The sequence below is a fragment of the Streptomyces sp. NPDC056580 genome, from assembly GCF_042793175.1.
GTDB lineage: Bacteria > Actinomycetota > Actinomycetes > Streptomycetales > Streptomycetaceae > Streptomyces.
Genome location: NZ_JBHTVE010000002.1, coordinates 193,417 through 213,615, shown reverse-complemented (window position 1 = coordinate 213,615; position 20,199 = coordinate 193,417). Strand labels below are relative to the sequence as shown.

The 20,199-nt window shown below is 73.7% G+C and carries 13 protein-coding genes and 1 pseudogene; 2 read left to right on the top strand and 12 right to left on the bottom strand.

From position 1 onward, the window contains the following. Nucleotides 1-11: 11 nt before the first annotated feature. A complete protein-coding gene (locus ACFQ9Z_RS04660) occupies nucleotides 12-809 on the top strand; it encodes a DUF3097 domain-containing protein (RefSeq protein ID WP_383010662.1) in 798 nt (265 codons plus the stop codon). 66 nt (nucleotides 810-875) lie between these two features. Here the strand turns inward: ACFQ9Z_RS04660 and hemW are convergent, their stop codons facing one another. From hemW to lepA, 4 genes are all read right to left on the bottom strand, one after another. Continuing rightward, a complete protein-coding gene (hemW, locus tag ACFQ9Z_RS04655) occupies nucleotides 876-2,108 on the bottom strand; it encodes a radical SAM family heme chaperone HemW (RefSeq protein WP_383010660.1) in 1,233 nt (410 codons plus the stop codon). Nucleotides 2,109-2,135: 27 nt separating this feature from the next. Then, nucleotides 2,136-3,941, bottom strand: coding sequence for a SpoIIE family protein phosphatase (locus tag ACFQ9Z_RS04650; RefSeq protein ID WP_383011810.1), 1,806 nt, complete (start codon nucleotides 3,939-3,941; stop codon nucleotides 2,136-2,138). Between the two features lie 188 nt (nucleotides 3,942-4,129). After that, nucleotides 4,130-6,004 (bottom strand): AMP-dependent synthetase/ligase, encoded by a 1,875-nt coding sequence (locus ACFQ9Z_RS04645; protein ID WP_383010658.1) that lies wholly within the window; start codon nucleotides 6,002-6,004, stop codon nucleotides 4,130-4,132. Nucleotides 6,005-6,265: 261 nt separating this feature from the next. Then, nucleotides 6,266-8,140, bottom strand: coding sequence for a translation elongation factor 4 (gene lepA, locus ACFQ9Z_RS04640; RefSeq protein ID WP_383010656.1), 1,875 nt, complete (start codon nucleotides 8,138-8,140; stop codon nucleotides 6,266-6,268). Nucleotides 8,141-8,367: 227 nt separating this feature from the next. Between lepA and rpsT the strand changes: the two genes are divergently transcribed. Beyond that, entirely contained in the window at nucleotides 8,368-8,634 is a 267-nt protein-coding gene (gene rpsT, locus ACFQ9Z_RS04635) for a 30S ribosomal protein S20 (RefSeq protein ID WP_383010653.1), read from the top strand. Between the two features lie 398 nt (nucleotides 8,635-9,032). On the opposite strand, the gene holA is transcribed toward rpsT, so the two are convergent. The 8 genes and pseudogenes from holA to leuS form a co-directional block, all read right to left on the bottom strand. Then, a complete protein-coding gene (gene holA / locus ACFQ9Z_RS04630) occupies nucleotides 9,033-10,022 on the bottom strand; it encodes a DNA polymerase III subunit delta (RefSeq protein WP_383010651.1) in 990 nt (329 codons plus the stop codon). 62 nt (nucleotides 10,023-10,084) lie between these two features. Next, nucleotides 10,085-10,330: a hypothetical protein gene (locus ACFQ9Z_RS04625; protein ID WP_143632199.1), complete on the bottom strand. Its 246-nt coding sequence runs from the start codon at nucleotides 10,328-10,330 to the stop codon at nucleotides 10,085-10,087. 204 nt (nucleotides 10,331-10,534) lie between these two features. After that, entirely contained in the window at nucleotides 10,535-11,407 is an 873-nt protein-coding gene (locus tag ACFQ9Z_RS04620) for an arylamine N-acetyltransferase (RefSeq protein WP_383010649.1), read from the bottom strand. Between the two features lie 28 nt (nucleotides 11,408-11,435). After that, nucleotides 11,436-14,022: pseudogene (locus tag ACFQ9Z_RS04615) on the bottom strand (ComEC/Rec2 family competence protein). After that, nucleotides 14,019-15,218 carry a helix-hairpin-helix domain-containing protein gene (locus ACFQ9Z_RS04610; RefSeq protein ID WP_383010647.1) on the bottom strand — a complete coding sequence of 400 codons (1,200 nt, stop codon included), beginning with the start codon at nucleotides 15,216-15,218 and terminating at the stop codon, nucleotides 14,019-14,021. The pseudogene ACFQ9Z_RS04615 and the gene ACFQ9Z_RS04610 overlap by 4 nt, the downstream one beginning before the upstream one ends. Nucleotides 15,219-15,407: 189 nt before the next feature. Further along, a complete protein-coding gene (locus ACFQ9Z_RS04605) occupies nucleotides 15,408-16,253 on the bottom strand; it encodes a DegV family protein (RefSeq protein WP_383010645.1) in 846 nt (281 codons plus the stop codon). A gap of 72 nt (nucleotides 16,254-16,325) precedes the next feature. Next, nucleotides 16,326-17,042 carry a hypothetical protein gene (locus tag ACFQ9Z_RS04600; protein ID WP_383010643.1) on the bottom strand — a complete coding sequence of 239 codons (717 nt, stop codon included), beginning with the start codon at nucleotides 17,040-17,042 and terminating at the stop codon, nucleotides 16,326-16,328. 161 nt (nucleotides 17,043-17,203) lie between these two features. After that, nucleotides 17,204-20,074: a leucine--tRNA ligase gene (leuS, locus tag ACFQ9Z_RS04595; protein WP_383010641.1), complete on the bottom strand. Its 2,871-nt coding sequence runs from the start codon at nucleotides 20,072-20,074 to the stop codon at nucleotides 17,204-17,206. Nucleotides 20,075-20,199: the final 125 nt, after the last annotated feature.

Below are 20,199 nucleotides of genomic sequence, written 5' to 3'. Positions count from 1 at the left end.
TCGTCATCCGAATGCGCCAGTACTCCGCCGATCTGACCCCGTCCTGGAAGAAGCCCCGGCCCGTGCCGGAGGTCGCGGCGGAGCCGGGCCTGGTGGTGGAGGAGCCCGGCACCGGGTTCTGCGGGGCGGTGATCCGCTGCGAGGCGGGCACCGTGACGCTGGAGGACCGCTTCGGCAAGCACCGGGTGTTCCCGCTGGAGCCGCGCGGATTCCTGTTGGAGGGCAGGGCGGTGACCCTGGTCCGGCCGCCGTCGGGGCCGGCGCGGCCCACCCGCACGGCGTCCGGTTCGGTGGCCGTTCCCGGCGCACGCGCGCGCGTGGCCCGCGCCGGCCGCATCTACGTCGAGGGCCGTCACGACGCCGAGCTGGTCGAGAAGGTGTGGGGCGACGACCTGCGCATCGAGGGCGTGGTGGTGGAGTACCTGGAGGGCGTGGACGACCTGCCGTCGATCGTCGCGGAGTTCGCGCCGGGCCCGGACGCGCGCCTCGGCGTCCTGGTGGACCACCTGGTGCCGGGCAGCAAGGAGTGGCGCATCGCCGAGTCGGTGACGAGCGAGCACGCGCTGGTCGTCGGCCACCCGTACATCGACGTCTGGGAGGCGGTGAAACCGGCCTCGCTGGGCATCCGGGCCTGGCCCCGCGTCCCGCGCGGCCAGGACTGGAAGACGGGCGTCTGCCGGGCCCTGGGCTGGCCGGAGAACACGGGCGCGGCCTGGCAGCGGATCCTGTCCCGGGTGCGGTCCTACAGGGACCTGGAGCCGGAGCTGCTGGGGCGGGTCGAGGAGCTGATCGACTTCGTCACCGCGTAGCGGGGCAGGGACCGTCCCCGCGTAACGGGGCCGGGGGCCGTCCCCGCGTAGCCGGGCCGGGGACCGTCAGTCCACCAGGTCCCGTACCACCGCGTCCGCCAGCAGGCGCCCGCGCAGCGTCAGCACGGCCCGGCCTTCCCCGTACGGCTCGTCCTGCAGGAGTCCGTCCGCCAACGCCCGACGCGAAGCCGCCAGCCCCTCCTCCTTCAGGAGCGACAGCGGAACGCCCTCCCGCAGCCGCAGCTCCAGCAGGATGCGCTCCACCCGCCGGTCCTCGTCCGACAGCAGCTCCCGCCCGGCCCCCGGCGACCGGCCCGCCGCCAGCGCCGCCGCGTACGCTCCCGGGTGCTTGACGTTCCACCAGCGCACCCCGCCCACGTGCGAGTGGGCCCCGGGTCCCGCGCCCCACCAGTCGGCGCCCCGCCAGTACAGCTCGTTGTGCAGGCAGCGCCCGGACTCGGAGGTGGCCCAGTTGGAGACCTCGTACCAGTCGAAGCCGGCGGCCGTCAGCGTCTCCTCCGCGATCAGGTAGCGGTCCGCGTGGACGTCGTCGTCGGTCATCGGGACCTCGCCGCGGCGGATGCGGCGGGCGAGCTGGGTGCCCTCCTCGACGATCAGGGCGTACGCGCTGACGTGGTCGGGGCCCGCGCCGATCGCCGCGTCCAGCGAGGCCCGCCAGTCGTCGTCGCTCTCCCCCGGGGTGCCGTAGATCAGGTCCAGGTTGACGTGCTCGAACCCCGCCGCCCGCGCCTCCGCCACGCAGGCCTCCGGGCGGCCGGGGGTGTGCGTGCGGTCCAGGACCCGCAGCACGTGCTGCCGCGCGCTCTGCATGCCGAAGGAGATCCGGTTGAAGCCGCCCTCCCGGAGGGCGGCGAGGTACGCCGGGTCGACCGAGTCCGGGTTGGCCTCCGTGGTGATCTCCGCGTCCGGCGCCAGACCGAACTCGTCGCGGATCGCCGCCAGCATGGCCACGAGGTCGGCGGCGGCCAGCAGCGTGGGCGTGCCGCCGCCCACGAAGACCGTACGGACCTGGCGGGGGTCGTCGCCCAGGACCTTCCGCGCCAGCCGGACCTCGTCGGTCAGGGTGCCGGCGTAGTTGTCCCGGGAGGCGAGCACGCCGCCGGTGCCGCGCAGCTCGGTGGCGGTGTAGGTGTTGAAGTCGCAGTAGCCGCAGCGGGTCGCGCAGTACGGGACGTGCAGGTAGAACCCGAGGGGGCGGCCGGCGGCCCCGGCGAGCGCGGAGGCGGGCAGCGCGCCGTCGTCGGGGACGGGCTCGCCGTCGGGGAGTGCGGAAGGCATGTCCTCCATTGTCCCGTACGGCGGGACTCACCCGGCCTGGAGCACCAGCAGGGCCAGGTCGTCCTCGGGCAGACCGCCCCCGAAGCCGTGCACGAGGCCGCGGATCCGCTCGGCGATCTCCTCGGCGCTCAGGCCCGCGCAGCCGGACAGGGCGCGTGCGAGCCCGTCGCCGTCGTCGAACTGGCGGGAGCCCGAGCGCCGCTCGGTGACGCCGTCGGTGACGCACAGCAGGCTGTCGCCGGGCCGAAGCTCGACGGTCTCGCTGGTGTAGGTCTCGTCCTCCACGACGCCGAGCAGGGTCTGCGGGCGGGCGGCGGTGCGCACCTCGCCGTCGGGGCGCAGGAGCAGCGGCAGGGGGTGCCCGGCGGAGGCGAGGGTGCAGCGGACGCCGCCGTCCGCGTGGGGCGTCAGCTCGCCGTAGAGCAGGGACAGGAAGCGGGTCTGCGGCCCGTCCCCCGCCGCCACGGGCCGGCCGCCGGCCGCGACCAGCGCGCGGGCGGCGGCGTCGGCCGCCTCGGTGGCGTCGTCCAGGAGCAGCTGGTTGAGCCGGTCGAGGACGTCGGCGACCCGGTAGCCCTCGCGGGCGAGCAGGCGCAGCCAGGGCCGGGCGAGCCCGATCACGACGGCCGCCTCCGGGCCCTTGCCCTGGACGTCGCCCACCGCGAAGCACCAGCGGCCGTCGCCCGCCGGGAACAGGTCGTAGAAGTCGCCGCTCGGGCCGCCCTTGTCGCAGGGCTCGTAGACGAGGGCGCTGCTCACCCCGGGGATCTCGGCGACCGCTCCGGGCAGCAGTCCGCGCTGCAGGACGGCGCTGATGGTGGCCTGCCGGGCGTACTGGCGGGCCGCGCCGATGGCGAGGGCCACCCGGCGGCTCAGGTCCTCCACGAGGCCGGTGACCTCCTCGGGGAAGGCGGCCTGCCCGCAGCGCCCGAGGACCAGGGTGCCGAGGGGGCGGCCGCCGGCGGTGAGCCGGAAGGCGAGGGCCGTGCCGTGGGTGCCGAGCACCTCGCCGGGCCAGGGGTAGGGCTCCGGGCCGGACCGCAGGCCCGCCGGCGCCTGCGGCGGGTCCTTCTCCAGGGCGCGGTGCAGTTCCTCGGCGCGCTCCTCGCCGGCCGCCCAGACCCGGGCCGGCCCGCCGCCGTCGCCGCCGCGCGCGGTCGCCTCGTCCTCCAGCCAGACCGCGCACCAGTCGGCGAGCCGGGGCACGATGAGCTGGCCGGTGAGAGCGGCGACCAGGTTCTCGTCGAGCTGTCCGGCGAGCAGGTCGGAGGCCTCGGCGAGGAAGGACAGCGCGCCCCGGCCGAGCCAGTCCCGGTCGCGTCCCTCGCCCCGCGGCCGCGGGGCGAGGACCTCGGCGACGTCCAGGTCGTGTTCGGTCGCGGGGTCGTCCGGGGGCTCGCCGCCGGGCCGCAGCCGCGCCCACACGGTCTTCCCGCCCCGCCGGTAGGTGACGCCCCAGGACTCGGCGAGGTTGGCGACCAGGCGCAGCCCGCGCCCGTACTCGGAGGTGTCGTGCGACGTCTCGCCGGTGTCGCGCGGGGCGCGGGAGGGGTGGCGGTCGCCGACCTCGACCACGAAGGCGCCGGTCGCCTCCAGGCGCCAGTCCACGTCCACGTCGGTGCCCGCGTGCACGACGGCGTTGGTGACGAGTTCGCTGACGACGGCCATGGCGTCGTCCACGAACCGCCGGGGCGTCCCGGGTACGTCGGCGAGCGCGGCGCGCACCAGGGCGCGGGCGGAGCCCGGGGCGAGGGGGCTGCCGGGCAGGCCGGCGTGCCCGCGCACCTCAGGGGCGTCGGTGTCGTTCTCCCGCTGCGTCGGTATGGCCGCCATGTCCATGCGGCCAGGGTGACAGACCGGACGCGAACCTAAGCGGTGAGTCACCGAAGCGGGCGGCAACGCGTGAGAAGTGTGCTACTGAGACGTGGGAAGACGGACAGTTCCGGACGAGATGCGCTGCGAGTCGTAAGGGGGCGGGGGCCGCACCGGGGCGCGGCCCCCGCCGTCCTCACACGACGGCGTCAGGACTCGCGGGTCCCCGCGTACATCTCGTCGATGAGGTGCCTGTACTCCCGCTCCACGACGGGCCGCTTCAGCTTCAGGCTGGGCGTGATCTCGCCGTGCTCGACGTCGAGGTCGCGGGGCAGCAGCCGGAACTTCTTGATGGTCTGCCAGCGCTGCAGGCCCTCGTTGAGCTGCTTGACGTAGCCGTCGACCATCTCGACGGTCTGCGGCGCGGCCACCACCTCGGCGTACGGCTTGCCGTCGAGGCCGTTGTCGGTGGCCCACTGCAGGATCGCCGCCTCGTCGAGGGCGATGAGGGCGGTGCAGTAGTTCCGGTCGGCGCCGTGCACCAGGATGTTGGAGACGTACGGGCACACCGCCTTGAACTGGCCCTCGACCTCGGCCGGGGCGACGTACTTGCCGCCCGAGGTCTTGATGAGGTCCTTCTTGCGGTCGGTGATGCGCAGGTAGCCGTCGGCGGACAGCTCGCCGATGTCGCCGGTGTGGAACCAGCCGTCGGACTCCAGCACCTCGGCGGTCTTCTCGGGCTGCTGGTGGTAGCCGTCCATGATGCCGGGGCCGCGCAGCAGGATCTCGCCGTCGTCGGCGATGCGGACCTCGGTGCCGGGCAGCGGCTTGCCGACGGTGCCGGTGCGGTAGGCCTCGCCGGGGTTGACGAAGGAGGCCGCGGAGGACTCGGTGAGGCCGTAGCCCTCCAGGATGTGGATGCCGGCGCCGGCGAAGAAGTAGCCGATCTCGGGGGCGAGCGCGGAGGCGCCCGAGACGCAGGCGCGCAGCCGGCCGCCGAAGGCCTCGCGGAGCTTGCCGTAGACCAGGGTGTCGGCGACCTTGTGCCTGGCGGCCAGGCCGAACGGCACCGAGTGGGCGCCGGTGCGGCGGAAGTTGTCCTGCGAGACCTTGGCGTACTCGCGGGCGACCTCGGCGGCCCACTGGAAGATCCTGTACTTGGCCGCGCCGCCCTCACGGGCCTTGGCCGCGACGCCGTTGTAGACCTTCTCGAAGATGCGCGGCACGGCCGCCATGTACGTCGGCTGCACCACCGGGAGATTCTCGATGATCTTGTCGACCCGGCCGTCGACGGCGGTGACGTGCCCGACCTCGATCTGCCCGGAGGTGAGCACCTTGCCGAAGACGTGCGCGAGGGGCAGCCACAGGTACTGCACGTCGTCACCGCTGACCAGGCCGGTCGCCGCGATCGCCTTGGCCATGTACGCCCAGTTGTCGTGCGGCAGGCGCACGCCCTTGGGACGGCCGGTGGTGCCGGAGGTGTAGATCAGGGTGGCGAGCTGGTCCCTGGAGATCGCGCCGACCCGCTCCTTGATCAGCTCGGGGTGCTTCTCGAGGTGGGCGGCGCCGCGCTGCTCCAGCTCGGTGAGGGTGGTCACCCAGTCACCGGTCTCCACGCCGGCCGGGTCGATGACGACGACCTTGGTCAGCGCGGGCAGCTCGGCGCGCTTCTCCACGGCCTTGGCGAGCTGGGCCGCGTCCTCGGCGATCAGGATCCGGCTGTCGGAGTCGGAGAGGATGAACGCCGACTCGTCGGCGTTGGTCTGCGGGTAGATCGTGGTGGTGGCGCCGCCCGCGCACATGATGCCGAGGTCGGCGAGGATCCACTCGACCCGGGTGGAGGCGGCGAGGGCGACCCGCTGCTCGGGCTCGAGTCCCAGCTCGATGAGACCGGCGGCGATGGCGTAGACCCGTTCGGCCGCCTCGCCCCAGCTCAGCGACTTCCAGTCGTCGGGGCCCTCCCCGGAGGCCGGGGGCACGGGATGGCGGTAGGCCTCGGCGTCCGGTGTGGCCGCCACGCGCTCCAGGAAGAGGGCCGCCACGGACGGCGGACGGTTCTCGATCAGGGTCTGTGTGTCGCTCACGACATCCTCCGGGGCCCGCGACGGTGCGGCTGGCTCAGGTGCGGCTGGGTTGACTCACTGTGGGGATCGGACTCGTTGTTTAACTCACGAGTAACTACCGAGCAGGGATCAGGGTAAGCGGCGACCGGCCGCTGCGTAAGGGGCATCGGCCTGTCACTTTCCACGCAGAGCGACGCTACGCACGCGTAGGGGCCCGCCGCACTTTCGCACGACGAGCCCCCCGGTGTCCGTTTTGCGGATGTAACCGGGCGTAACCCCCGGTTACTTCTTGCCCTTGGCCGACCCCGCGCTGTCATCACTGGACAGGACGGCGATGAAGGCCTCCTGCGGAACCTCCACGGAACCCACCATCTTCATCCGCTTCTTGCCTTCCTTCTGCTTCTCCAGCAGCTTCCGCTTGCGGGAGATGTCACCGCCGTAGCACTTGGCGAGAACGTCCTTGCGGATGGCGCGGATGGTCTCGCGGGCGATGACCCGGGAGCCGATGGCGGCCTGGATGGGCACCTCGAAGGCCTGCCGCGGGATGAGCTCGCGCAGCTTGGCGACGAGCCGCACGCCGTACGCGTAGGCCGCGTCCTTGTGGGTGATCGCGGAGAACGCGTCCACCTTGTCGCCGTGCAGCAGGATGTCGACCTTGACCAGGCTCGACGTCTGCTCGCCGGTGGGCTCGTAGTCGAGGGAGGCGTAGCCGCGGGTCTTGGACTTGAGCTGGTCGAAGAAGTCGAAGACGATCTCCGCGAGCGGCAGCGTGTAGCGGATCTCGACCCGGTCCTCCGAGAGGTAGTCCATGCCGAGCAGGGTGCCGCGCCGGGTCTGGCACAGCTCCATGATCGAGCCGATGAACTCGGTGGGCGCGAGGATGGTGGCCCGCACCACCGGCTCGTAGACCTCGTTGATCTTGCCCTCGGGGAACTCGCTCGGGTTGGTGACCGTGTGCTCGCTGCCGTCCTCCATGACCACGCGGTAGACCACGTTGGGGGCGGTGGCGATCAGGTCGAGCCCGAACTCGCGCTCCAGCCGCTCCCGGATGACGTCCAGGTGCAGCAGGCCGAGGAAACCGACGCGGAAGCCGAAGCCGAGGGCGGCGGACGTCTCCGGCTCGTAGACCAGCGCGGCGTCGTTGAGCTGCAGCTTGTCCAGGGCCTCGCGCAGCTCCGGGTAGTCGGAGCCGTCCAGCGGGTACAGGCCCGAGAACACCATGGGCTTGGGGTCCTTGTAGCCGCCGAGCGCCTCCGTGGCGCCCTTGGTCTGGCTGGTGACGGTGTCGCCGACCTTGGACTGGCGGACGTCCTTCACACCGGTGATCAGGTAGCCCACCTCGCCCACGCCGAGGCCGTCGGCAGGCAGCATCTCGGGCGAGTTGGTCCCGATCTCCAGCAGCTCGTGGGTGGCGCCCGTCGACATCATCCGGATGCGCTCGCGCTTGTTGAGCTGGCCGTCGATGACACGGACGTACGTCACGACACCGCGGTAGGAGTCGTAGACCGAGTCGAAGATCATCGCGCGGGCGGGGGCGTCGGCGACCCCGACCGGCGCCGGGATCTCCTTGACGACCTTGTCCAGCAGGGCGTCGACGCCCAGGCCGGTCTTCGCGGAGACCTTGAGCACGTCGTCCGGGTCGCAGCCGACCAGGTTCGCCAGCTCCTCGGCGAACTTCTCCGGCTGCGCGGCCGGCAGGTCGATCTTGTTGAGCACGGGGATGATCGTGAGGTCGTTCTCCATCGCCAGGTAGAGGTTGGCGAGGGTCTGCGCCTCGATGCCCTGGGCGGCGTCGACGAGGAGGACGGTTCCCTCGCAGGCGGCCAGCGACCGCGACACCTCGTAGGTGAAGTCGACGTGCCCCGGGGTGTCGATCATGTTGAGGATGTGCGTCGTGCCCTGGTCGGGGCCCTCGGTCGGGGCCCAGGGCAGACGCACCGCCTGGGACTTGATCGTGATGCCGCGCTCGCGCTCGATGTCCATCCGGTCGAGGTACTGAGCACGCATCTGCCGCTGCTCGACCACACCGGTCAGCTGGAGCATCCGGTCGGCGAGCGTGGACTTGCCGTGGTCGATGTGCGCGATGATGCAGAAGTTGCGGATCAGAGCCGGGTCGGTACGGCTCGGCTCGGGCACATGGTTAGGGGTCGCGGGCACGCAGGGTCCTGTCTCTTGAGGCGCCTTATGCCTCGGGTCGGATCGATACGTAGTCTCCATGGTCCCACGCGGAGGGACCGAGGACCGTTTTGGGCCGCTCGCAGGGCCACTGGTACTGTAGGCGGCTGTGCCTCATGCCCTCTCGGCGCGAGGCACGACCCGGATAATTTTGGATCACCGGTACGGGACCCGAGCGGCCCCGCACCAGAACCTGAAAAGGCTCCTTCGTGGCGAACATCAAGTCCCAGATCAAGCGGATCAAGACCAACGAGAAGGCCCGGCTGCGCAACAAGGCCGTCAAGTCCTCCCTGAAGACCGCGATCCGCAAGGCCCGCGAGGCCGCTGCCGCGGGTGACGTCCAGAAGGCCACCGAGCTGCAGCGCGCTGCCGCGCGTGCGCTCGACAAGGCCGTCTCCAAGGGCGTCATCCACAAGAACCAGGCCGCCAACAAGAAGTCGGCGCTCGCTTCCAAGGTCACGTCCCTCCAGGGCTGAAACACCTTCCTGATCTGACGCCGGAAGGACCCAGAGCGGGCCCTCTCTCATCCGCTCCCGTCCGGCACCCCGGATTCGTACGCGGCCTGCGTTCGCCACGCGGGTACGAATCCTCAGGATCCGTCCGAAGGCCCCGTCACCCTCCCTTCCCCAGGGCGGGTGACGGGGCCTTCGGCATGCCGGCCGCCCACGGTGCCCGGGGCGTCTCCCGGGGTCGAGGTCGCCGCCCTGGGGTCCGGGACGTCCCCCAAGGCTCGCGAGGTCGCCGGGAGCGGGTGATCGCCGGGAGCAGGTGATCGCGGGGCTTCCGGCCGCTGGACGCGTGGCCGCGGGGCGCGTGGCGGATGCCGTCGAGACCGGCCGGACGCGGTCCGGCCGCCGGCGCCGGGGCGGCTGTCTCAGCCCCGGCCTCTGGACCGCGCGGCCCGGGCGACGGTCACGACCGCCTTCTCCAGCGCGTACTCGGGGTCGTCGCCGCCGCCCTTCACGCCCGCGTCGGCCTCGGCGACCGCGCGCAGCGCCACCGACACCCCGTCCGGTGTCCAGCCCCGCATCTGCTGGCGCACGCGGTCGATCTTCCAGGGCGGCATGCCCAGCTCCCGCGCGAGGTCCGCGGGCCTGCCGCCGCGCGCCGAGGACAGCTTGCCGATCGCGCGCACCCCCTGGGCGAGCGCGCTGGTGATGAGCACCGGGGCCACTCCGGTCGCCAGCGACCACCGCAGCGCCTCCAGCGCCTCCGCCGTCCGGCCCTCCACGGCCCGGTCGGCGACCGTGAAGCTGGAGGCCTCGGCCCGCCCGGTGTAGTACCGGCCGACGACCGCCTCGTCGATGGTCCCCTCGACGTCGGCGACGAGCTGGGACACGGCGGAGGCCAGCTCCCGCAGGTCGCTGCCGATGGCGTCGCAGAGCACCTGGCAGGCCTCCGGCGTGGCCGACCGGCCGGTCGAGCGGAACTCACCCCGCACGAAGGCCAGCCGGTCCGCCGGCTTGGTCATCTTCGGACAGGCCACCTCGCGCGCGCCCACCTTGCGCGCGGCGTCGAGCAGCCCCTTGCCCTTCGCGCCACCCGCGTGCAGCAGCACGAGGGTGATCTCCTCCGCGGGCGATGTGAGATACGCCTTCACGTCCTTGACCGTGTCGGCCGAGAGATCCTGCGCGTTGCGCACGACCACGACCTTGCGCTCGGCGAAGAGCGAGGGACTCGTCAGCTCGGCGAGCGTGCCGGGCTGCAGCTGGTCCGGCGTCAGGTCCCGTACGTCGGTGTCGGCGTCGGCGGCCCGGGCGGCGGCCACCACCTCCCGCACCGCACGGTCGAGCAGCAGGTCCTCCTGGCCCACGGCGAGCGTCACCGGGGCGAGAGGGTCGTCATTCGCAGTCTTCCTGGCCATCGCCTACAGCATCCCACGCGGCACTGACAGCGACCCGGCCCGCGCATCCCGGCCGGCCCGGGTCACGGCTCCTCGCGCCAGCCGTCCCACCGGCCCGCGAAGGCGTCCAGCTCGGCGGGGTCGAGCCTGCCTGCCTCGTCGCGCAGCGCCAGCAGCCACTGCGCGTCCTCGGCGTCGTCCTCGCCGGCCAGGGCGTCCCGTACCGGCCGCGGCTGCTCGTCGATGCCGAAGTGCTCCCCGAGCGCCTCGGCCACCTCCTCGGCGGCGTCGCGGTCGGGCAGCACCAGCACGTGTCTCACATCGCTCACGGACACATTCTCCGGCACCGGGCCCTGGCGGGGAGCGGCGGGCGTCCGCCCCGGCGGCTCCACCGGACCCGGGTGCGGGCCCGGGCTCGGGTGTCGGCCTGGGCTCGGGTGTCGGCCTGGGCTCGGGTGTCGGCCTGGGCTCGGGTGTCGGCCCTGGTGCGGGCCCGGACCCTGGTGCGGGCCCGGTTCCGGTGACGGGCCGATTCAGGCCGTCCGGCTCAGCGGCCGCACCGCCGGCACGGCCGCCAGCTCGATCCCGAACCGCTCCCGGTACACCGCCAGCACCTCCCCGTCCGTCGCCAGCTCCCGTGTCTCCTTCTTCCCGTCGGGTGTCGTGGTGGTCAGCGCGCGTCCGCTGAGGGTGATCCGGCCCGCGTCGTCGTTCACCCGTGAGCACACCAGGGAGCGGGTGAAGTGCGAGCGCGGCGAGGTGCTGTGCCACCAGGCCCCGCCGGTGAAGTCCGCCAGCGCCCGCGGCCGCGTCTCCAGCCGGTACTGCGGTCTGCCGTCCCGCAGCACGTCCAGGTCGGCGCCGCCGGCCGGACCCGACACGGCGCCGGTCGCCGCGGCCCGGTCCGCGGCCGCCCCGGTCACCCCGGCCGGGTCCCGGCCGGCCTCCGTCACCCGGTAGGTCCCGCTGAGGTCGGCCTGACCACCGCGTTCGGCGAGCGCCAGCGGGAAGTGGCTGTGCGCACCGAACCCGACGTCGGCGAGCCAGTCGGCGCCGTCCGCCGTGCGCACCCGCAGCGCGAGATGGTCATACGGGATGCCGAGGCGCGCCTCGTTCCCGTACACCCGCCCCGCCAGCAGCGCGACCTCGTAGCCGAGGGCGGCGAGCAACGCCCCGAAGGCGCCGTTCAGTTCGTAGCAGAAACCGCCCCGCCGCCGTCCGACGACCTTGTCCAGCAGCCGCTCCTCCTCCAGGGCGATCTCCTCGCCGAGGTGGATGGAGAGGTTCTCGAAGGGGACGGTCCGCAGATGGCGCAGGTGCAGATCGCGCAGTGCCTCGGCGGTGGGCTGCCGCGGGCGCGTGGCCTCGATGCGGCGGAGATAGGCGTCTGCCTGGGCTGAGTTCATGCGCCCAGTGTGGGCGAACGACCACCGCTCAGTCCTTCGTAACCCGCAGCCGCCCGTCCGTCCCGCCGTCGCCGCCGACCGCGAGCGCCCCGTCCCGGTCGGTGCGCAGCACCATCGCCCCGCCCGCCCGCAGCGCGGCGACCGTCGCCGGCGCCGGATGGCCGTAGGGGTTGTCCGCGCCCGTGGAGACGAGCGCCACCCGCGGGGCGGCCAGCCGTATCAGGTCCGGGTCCTGGTACGCCGAGCCGTGGTGGGCCACCTTCAGCACGTCCACCCGCGCGAGGCCGGCCGCGGCCGGGGACCGCGCCAGCGCCTGCTGGGCCGGGGGTTCGAGGTCGCCGAGGAGCAGCAGCCGCAGTCCGCCGGACCGCACGAGCAGGACGACGCTGGCGTCGTTCGGGCCGTCGGGCTCCGGTGCCGGCGGCCGGCCGGGGGCGGGTGGCGCGGGCGGCCACAGCACCCGCCAGGTCAGCGTCCCGCTGCGCCGCTCCTCCCCCGCCACGGCGGTGGTGAGCGGGATGTGCCGTCGGGCCGCCTCCCTTCTGACGAACTCGGCCTGGTCGGCCGGTTCCCCGTAGTCCGTGGTCTCGATCGCGGCCACCGAGCGGCCCCGCAGCACACCGGGCAGCCCCGTGACGTGGTCGGCGTGGAAATGGGTCAGCACGAGCAGCGGGATCCGGGTGACGCCGAGTGCCCGCAGGCAGTGGTCCACCAGTTCCGGATCGGGTCCGGCGTCCACCACCACCCCGGCTCCGCCACCGGCTGCCAGCACGGTGGCGTCGCCCTGTCCGACGTCGCACATCGCGTACCGCCAGCCCGGGGGCGGCCAGCCCGTGATCACCCGGGTCAGCGGCGCCGGCCGGACCACCGCCAGCAGGAGCAGCACGGCCAGCGCGGCACACCACCAGGGGTGCCGCGTCAGCCGCCGCCCGGCCAGGACGACGGCCAGGGTGACGGCGGCGAGCAGCAGCGCCCCGGGCCAGGTCGCCGGCCAGTCGACTCCCGCGCCGGGCAGCGCCGCGCCGGTCCGGGCGACCGATCCACCCGGCGGGCCAGCCGGCGCACCACGCCAGCGCCTCGGCCGCGGGCATCGCCACCGGTGCCGCGGCCAGGGCCGCGAACCCCAGCACCGTGGCCGGTGCGACCGCCATCTCGGCGAGCAGATTGCAGGGCACCGCCACCAGGCTGACCCGGGCCGACAGCACCGCGACGACCGGTGCGCACACCGCCTGTGCGGCGGCGGCCGCGGCCAGCGCCTCGGCGAGCCGGGCCGGCACCCGGCGCCGCCGCAGCGCCTCGCTCCAGCCGGGCGCCAGCACCAGCAGCGCGCCGGTGGCCAGGACGGAGAGCAGGAACCCGGGGCTGCGGGCCAGCCACGGGTCGTACAGCACCAGCAGCAGCACGGCCGTGGCCAGGGCCGGGAGCAGGGATCTGCGGCGCCCGGTCGCCAGCGCGAGCAGGGCGACCGATCCGCAGGCCGCGGCGCGCAGCACGCTGGGGTCCGGACGGCACACGATCACGAAGCCGAGCGTGAGCGCCCCCGCCAGCAGTGCGGTCGCCCGCAGTGGGAGGCCCAGGCGCGGGGCGAGTCCGCGACGCTCGGCGCGCTGGGCCAGGCCGGGCGGCCCGAGGAGCAGGGCGAGCAGGATCGTGAGGTTGCTGCCCGACACGGCGAGCGTGTGCGTGAGGTCGGTCTCCCTGAAGGCCTCGTCGAGTTCGGGCGTGATCCGGGAGGTGTCGCCGACGACGAGACCGGGCAGCAGCGCCCGGGCGTCCGCCGGCAGTCCCTCGGTCGCCTCCCGCAGCCCGGCCCTGAGCCGGCCCGCCAGCCGCTGCGGACCGTTGGGTCCCGCCACCGTCTCCGGCTCCGGATCACCGCGGACGCGCAGCACGGCCGCGGTGCGGTCCCCGCCGGTCAGGGCGGGCGCCAGCCGGGCGGTCACCCGCAGCCGGGTGGACGGCAGCAGCCCGAGCCAGGCCGCCCGCCCCTCGACCGGGCTCCGCGCGACGGACGGGGGCCCGCCGGGAGGCGCCCTCGGCGCCGGGACCTCCCGGTCCACGACCAGCAGTACCGGGCTCCGCGTCCGCAGGGCCCGCCCGCCGGCCTGCTCGACCTGCCGCACCTCCGCCCGGGCCAGCACCGCGACCGGTGCCGCGTGGTCGCCCCGCACCCGCGGTCTGCTGAGCCAGGGGTCGCCGCTCAGCTCGACTTCGGCGGTCACGGTGGCGAACCGCCGCGCCGCCTCCGGCACCGGGCCGCGCCGCACGTCCGCCCCGTGCAGCCCGGCGGAGGCGGCGGCCGCGGCCACGCACAGGAGCACGGCGGCGACCGGGGCGAGGGGCCTGCCGTACCGGCCGGGTCCGCCCCGGCGCCGCACCGAGAGCAGGACGGCACCGGCGATGCCGCAGCCGACCGCGAGGGCGGCGCTCCAGGCCGGCGATGCGCCGAGGACCACGGCAGCCGTCCCCCAGGCCGCGAGGGCGGGCGGTACGAGCCGCAGGTCGGCCGGGACCGTGGACCCGTCCGGCCCGCCCTTACCGTCCTTCCCGGGCCGACCTTCCGGGGTCCTGGTCGCGGGCCGCCGCCGCCCCGACCCTGCCCCCGGCCCGCTCACGGCCGCACCATCTCGCGCAGGTCGGCGAAACGGCGGTCGCCGATGCCGTTGACCTGGCGCAGCTCGTCCACCGAGCGGAAACCGCCGTGCCGGGTGCGGTAGTCGATGATGTGCTGGGCCAGCACCGGCCCGACCCCGGGCAGGGTGTCGAGCTGGTCCGCGGTCGCCGCGCTGAGGGAGACCGGAGCCGCCGGGCCGCCGCCTGCCGCCGTCACGCCCGCGCCGCCGCCGGGCCCGGGCGGGGCGGGTACCGCCCCGCCCGCCACGCCGACCAGCACCTGTTCGCCGTCCACGAGGAAGCGGGCCCGGTTGAGTCCCTCGGTGTTCGCCCCGGGCCGGACCCCGCCCGCCGCGCGCAGCGCGTCGGCCACCCGGGCACCGGCCGGAAGCCGCTGGACGCCGGGCCTGCGGACCTTGCCGCCGACGTCCACGACGATCTGCGCGGCGGATGTCGCCGGGGTGTTCGGGGAAGGGGCGTCCACGGCGGAGGCTTCGCCGGAGCGGCCGGCCTTCGCGCGCTCGTCCTTGCCGGTGAACGGGGCCTCGGCGCGCATGACCTGAGGAGCGCTCACCGTCTGCGTGCGGCCCGCCCAGAAGTGCTGGACGGCGAACACGGCGGCCGCCACGAGCACCACGGCCAGCGCGACCACGCCCCGCCGCTCCACCCCGCACCGTGTCTGCAGCCAGACCGGCAGCCGCTCGCGCACGGCCAGTCCGGTCCGCTCCCGCAGCGTGGGCCCGAGCCGCCCCGCCGGCTCCAAACGGCCCGCGGCGTCCCCCTGTTGCGTCTCGCGGGCACCGGACGGATCCGCGCCTCGGGCCGGGGCGGCAGGCACCGCCTCGCCGGTAGTCTCGCGCGCCCCGCCCGGTGCGGGTGGCGCCGTGCTGGGAAAGCTCAGCCCCGGCGCCGGTCCCGTCACGCTCGCCGTCTCCGCCGTGGTCGCCATGTCAGCCGTGGTCGCCATGTCAGCCTGACGCCCGCCGTCCGGCGGGGCGTTGCCCGACTCGGGCCAGTGCACGGCGCGTTCACCGAAGAGGAGTTCCGCGCGGCGGCGCAGTTCCTCGGCGGGCGCGGGCGTGCGGTGCCGGGCGCGCGGCCGGTCGGCGGAGCGGCGCTGGACACGGCCGTCGGAAGCGGGGCCGCGGCCCGGTCCACTGGTCGGGGTGGCGGTGCGTGAACGTGATCGAAGTGCCATGCGACGAGGATCGGGCATCTCGCCGCTTCTCGATGATCTTGGTCGAATTCCGTGGATCACGGACTTTTTGTGGACAACTCCACCACCCGCACGAGTGATCGCACCTGCACGAGTGATCGCACCCGGCGCTGTCGCGCCACGGAGCGGGAAGTCACTCCACGGCCGACCGCACCTCCGGGCGGCGCGTTCTCAGCGCGGCGAGACGACCGCGCCCAGCAGCCCGGGCCCGGTGTGCGCCCCGATCACCGCGCCGACCTCGCTGACGTGCAGGTCGGCCAGCCCGGGCACACGCGCCCGCAACCGGTCGGCGAGGGCGCCGGCCCGGTCGGGGGCGGCGAGGTGGTGGACGGCGATGTCCACATCGTCGCCGCCCGCACGGTCGGCGACGATCTCCTCGAGGCGGGCGATCGCCCGGGACGCCGTGCGCACCTTCTCCAGGGGTTCGATGCGGCCGCCGTCGAGCTGGAGCAGCGGTTTGACGGCCAGCGCGGAGCCGAACAGGGCCTGTGCGGCGCCGATGCGCCCGCCGCGGCGCAGATAGTCGAGCGTGTCGACGTAGAAGTAGGCGGAGGTGCCGGCGGCCCGCTTCTCGGCGGCGGTGACGGCCTCGTCCGCCGTACCGCCCGCCTCCGCCGTCTCGGCCGCGGCCAGCGCGCAGAAGCCCAGGGCCATCGCGATCATCCCGGTGTCCACCACCCGCACCGGAATCGGCGCCTCGCGCGCCGCGAGGACCGCGGCGTCGTAGGTGCCGGACAGCTCGGCGGACAGGTGCAGGGAGACGATGGCGTCCGCGCCGGTCTGGGCGACCCTGCGGTAGGTCTCAGCGAACATCTGGGGGCTGGGCCGGGAGGTGGTGACCGGGCGCCGCTTCTGCAGGGCCTGGGCGAGGGAGCGGGTCGAGATCTCGGTGCCCTCTTCGAGCGCCTGGTCGCCGAGGACCACGGTCAGGGGCACCGCGGTGATGCCGTGGCGCTCCATCGTCCGCGGCGGCAGGTAGGCCGTTGAATCGGTGACGATCGCGACATGGCGGGACATGAGCTGGAGGTTACCTGCCGTGGTGCCCGCGCGGCAGACCGACCCCTGCGCACCGGTGCCGGAGCGGTCCGGTCAAGTGGTGCTCTCGGGGCGCGGTTTCTTCTGCCAGGGGTAGGCCGGGCGCGGCGAGGGCGGGGTGAGGGCGGGCGAGGCCCGTGTCTCGTCGGCGCCGGGTGCTCGCGGGCCCGGTGCGGGCTGCGGGCCGTCGGCCGCGGCGTCCGGCCACGGCGCCTGCCGGGGTTCGGTGCGCGTCCAGTGCCGCAGGGCGCCCGTCTCGACGTCGATCTGCGCGCTGAGCGCGTCGAGGTCGTCCTCGGCGAAGCGGTGGGCCCGGTCGCGGGCGGCCCAGCGGAGCGAGTCCGCGGACTGGGTGATCCGCTCCGTGCGGCGGCGCAGTCCGGGAAGGTGCGCGGCGAGCGTCGTGCGGTCCGGCTCGGACTCAAGGCGCTTGAGGTCGGCGTCCAGTTCCTGTCCGTGCGCGCTGAGCCGCTGGAAGAGGCCGAGGGACTCCCTGAGCGACTCGTCCTCGGCCACGCCCGCGTGCAGCGCGTCCTGGGTGGCGCGCATGGAGCTGCGCAGCGCGAGCCGCAGGTGGGCGATCTCACCGGCGGGCCCGGTCTGGGCGAGGGACTTGGCGCGCAGGGTGTGGTCCTCGACCGTGCGGCGGGCCTGCGCGATCGTGCGGTCCACGCCGCGCTTGGCGGCGCCGACCGCCTTGACGGTCACATACGCGCCGAGCCCGAGGAAGACCAGGAACAACAGGGCGAACACGGTGATCACTGTTTCCATGCCGCTCCTCCTCAGCCCGGTGCGGCGTTCGCCGCTGTGCTCTCCACGGTAAACGCAGCGGGCAGGTCCGGGGTTCCGACAAAACCCCGAACCTGCCCGTAGGGGACTACCCCGAGGTGCCGGGCACCGCGGTCCCCGGCACGCTCACGCGGGCCGGGCGGTCACGCCGTGACGATGTTCACCAGCTTGGGAGCGCGCACGATCACCTTGCGGACGGCCGCGCCGTCCAGTGCGGCGACGACCTTCTCGTCGGACAGCGCCGCCTTCTCCAGCTCCTCCGCCGAGACGGACGGCGACACCTCCAGCCGGGCCTTGACCTTGCCCTTGATCTGCACGACGCAGGTCACGGTCTCGTCCATCACGTACCGCGGGTCGGCGACCGGGAAGTCCCGGTGGACGACCGAGTCGGTGTGGCCCAGCTTGCGCCACAGTTCCTCGGCGACGTGCGGGGCCAGCGGGGCGATCAGCAGCACCAGCGGCTCGGCGACCGAGCGCGGCACCTGGCCGCCGGTCTTGGTCAGGTGGTTGTTCAGCTCCGTCACCTTGGCGATGGCGGTGTTGAAGCGCAGGCCCTCCAGGTCCTGGCGCACGCCGTCGATCGCCTTGTGCAGGGCGCGCAGCGTCTCCTCGCCGGGCTCGGCGTCGGTGACGGTGACCTCGCCGGTGTTCTCGTCGACGACGTTGCGCCACAGCCGCTGCAGCAGCCGGAACTGACCGACCACCGCGCGGGTGTCCCAGGGCCGGGAGACGTCCAGGGGGCCCATCGCCATCTCGTACAGGCGCAGGGTGTCGGCGCCGTACTCGGCGGCGATCTCGTCCGGGGTCACCGCGTTCTTCAGGGACTTGCCCATCTTGCCCAGCAGGCGGGTGACCTTCTCGCCCTGGTGGTAGTACGCGCCGTCCCGCTCCTCGACCTCGGCGGCCGGGACCGCGATGCCGCGGCTGTCGCGGTAGACGTAGGCCTGGATCATGCCCTGGTTGAACAGCTTGTGGAACGGCTCGGAGGAGGAGACGTGCCCCAGGTCGAACAGGACCTTGGACCAGAAGCGCGCGTACAGCAGGTGCAGCACGGCGTGCTCGGCGCCGCCGACGTACAGGTCGACACCGCCGTGCGGCAGGCCCTCGCGCGGTCCCATCCAATAACGCTCGATCTCCGGGTCGACCAGCTCGCGGTCGTTGTGCGGGTCCAGGTAGCGGAACTCGTACCAGCAGGAACCGGCCCAGTTGGGCATGGTGTTGGTCTCGCGGCGGTACTTCTTCGGCCCGTCGCCCAGGTCCAGGGTGACGTTCACCCAGTCCTCGTTGCGCGACAGCGGCGTCTCGGGCTGGGTGTCGGCGTCGTCCGGGTCGAAGGTGCGCGGGCTGTAGTCCTCGACCTCGGGCAGCTCCAGCGGCAGCATGGACTCGGGCAGCGCGTGGGCGACGCCGTCCTCGTCGTAGACGATCGGGAAGGGCTCGCCCCAGTAGCGCTGGCGGCTGAACAGCCAGTCGCGCAGGCGGAAGTTGACGGTGCCCTCGCCGATGCCCCGGCTCTGCAGCCACTCGGTGACGCGGGCCTTGGCCTCGGCGACGCCCAGGCCGTCCAGCGAGATCTCGTCGTTGGCCGAGTTGATGATCTTCGCGTCATAGGAGGCGAAGGCGTTCTCCCACGTCGAGGTGTCGGTGCCGCGGCCGTCGGTCGGCTCGACGATGCAGTGGATCGGCAGCTCGAAGGCGCGCGCGAACTCGAAGTCACGCTGGTCGCCGGCCGGCACGGCCATGATCGCGCCGGTGCCGTAGCCCATCAGGACGTAGTCGGCGATGAAGACGGGGACCTGCTCGCCGTTGACCGGGTTGGTGGCGTACGCGCCGATGAAGACGCCGGTCTTGTCCTTGGCCTCGGCCTGCCGCTCGACGTCCGACTTGGAGGCGGCCTGCGCGCGGTAGGCGGCGACGGCCTCGGCGGGCGTGGCGTGGCCGCCGGTCCACACCTCGTGGGTGCCCTCGGGCCAGGCCTGCGGGGTGAACTTCTCGACCAGCGGGTGCTCGGGCGCCAGCACCATGTAGGTCGCGCCGAACAGGGTGTCGGGGCGGGTGGTGAAGACGGTGATGCGCTCGCCGTCGATCGGGAAGTCGACGCGGGCGCCCTCGGAGCGTCCGATCCAGTTGCGCTGCTGCAGCTTGATGGCCTCGGGCCAGTCCAGCGCCTCCAGGTCGTCCAGCAGCCGGTCGGCGTAGGCGGTGATGCGCATGTTCCACTGGCGCAGCTTGGCCTTGAAGACCGGGTAGTTGCCGCGCTCGGAGCGCCCGTCGGCGGTGACCTCCTCGTTGGCCAGCACGGTGCCGAGACCAGGGCACCAGTTGACCGGGGCGTCGGAGGCGTAGGCCAGGCGGTACTCGCCCAGGACCTCGGCGCGCTCGACGGCGCTCAGCTCGTGCCAGGAGCGGCCGCCGGGCACCGTGCGCTCACCGGACTCGAACCGGGCGACCAGCTCGGAGACGGGGCGGGCCCGGCCGGCCTCGTCGTCGTACCAGGAGTTGAAGATCTGCAGGAAGATCCACTGGGTCCACTTGTAGTACTCCGGGTCGATCGTGGCGAACGACCGGCGCTTGTCGTGGCCCAGGCCCAGCCGGCGCAGCTGGGCCTTCATGTTCTCGATGTTGGCCTCGGTGGACACGCGCGGGTGCGTGCCGGTCTGCACGGCGTACTGCTCGGCGGGCAGGCCGAAGGCGTCGAAGCCGAGGGTGTGCAGGACGTTGTGGCCGGTCATCCGCTGGAACCGGGCGTAGACGTCGGTGGCGATGTAACCCAGGGGGTGGCCGACGTGCAGGCCCGCACCGGAGGGGTACGGGAACATGTCCATGATGAACTTCTTGGGCCGCGCGACCAGCTCGGGGTCGCCCGCCAGGTCGCCCTTGGGGTTCGGCGCCGCGTAGGTGCCGTCGGCGTCCCAGAAGTCCTGCCAGCGTGCCTCGATCTCGGCCGCCATGGCGGCCGTGTAGCGGTGCGGCGCGGCCACCTCGGCGGTGGCAGCGGGGTTCGTCTCGCTCATGATCCTCAAAGCTCCATCGATCGTCTCTGCCTGCGGCTGCCTGCGGCTGTGACACTCAGGAAACGAAAAATCCCCTCGCACAGGAGGGGACGCCGCGCCGATGCCGACCACACGGTTCGACCGGT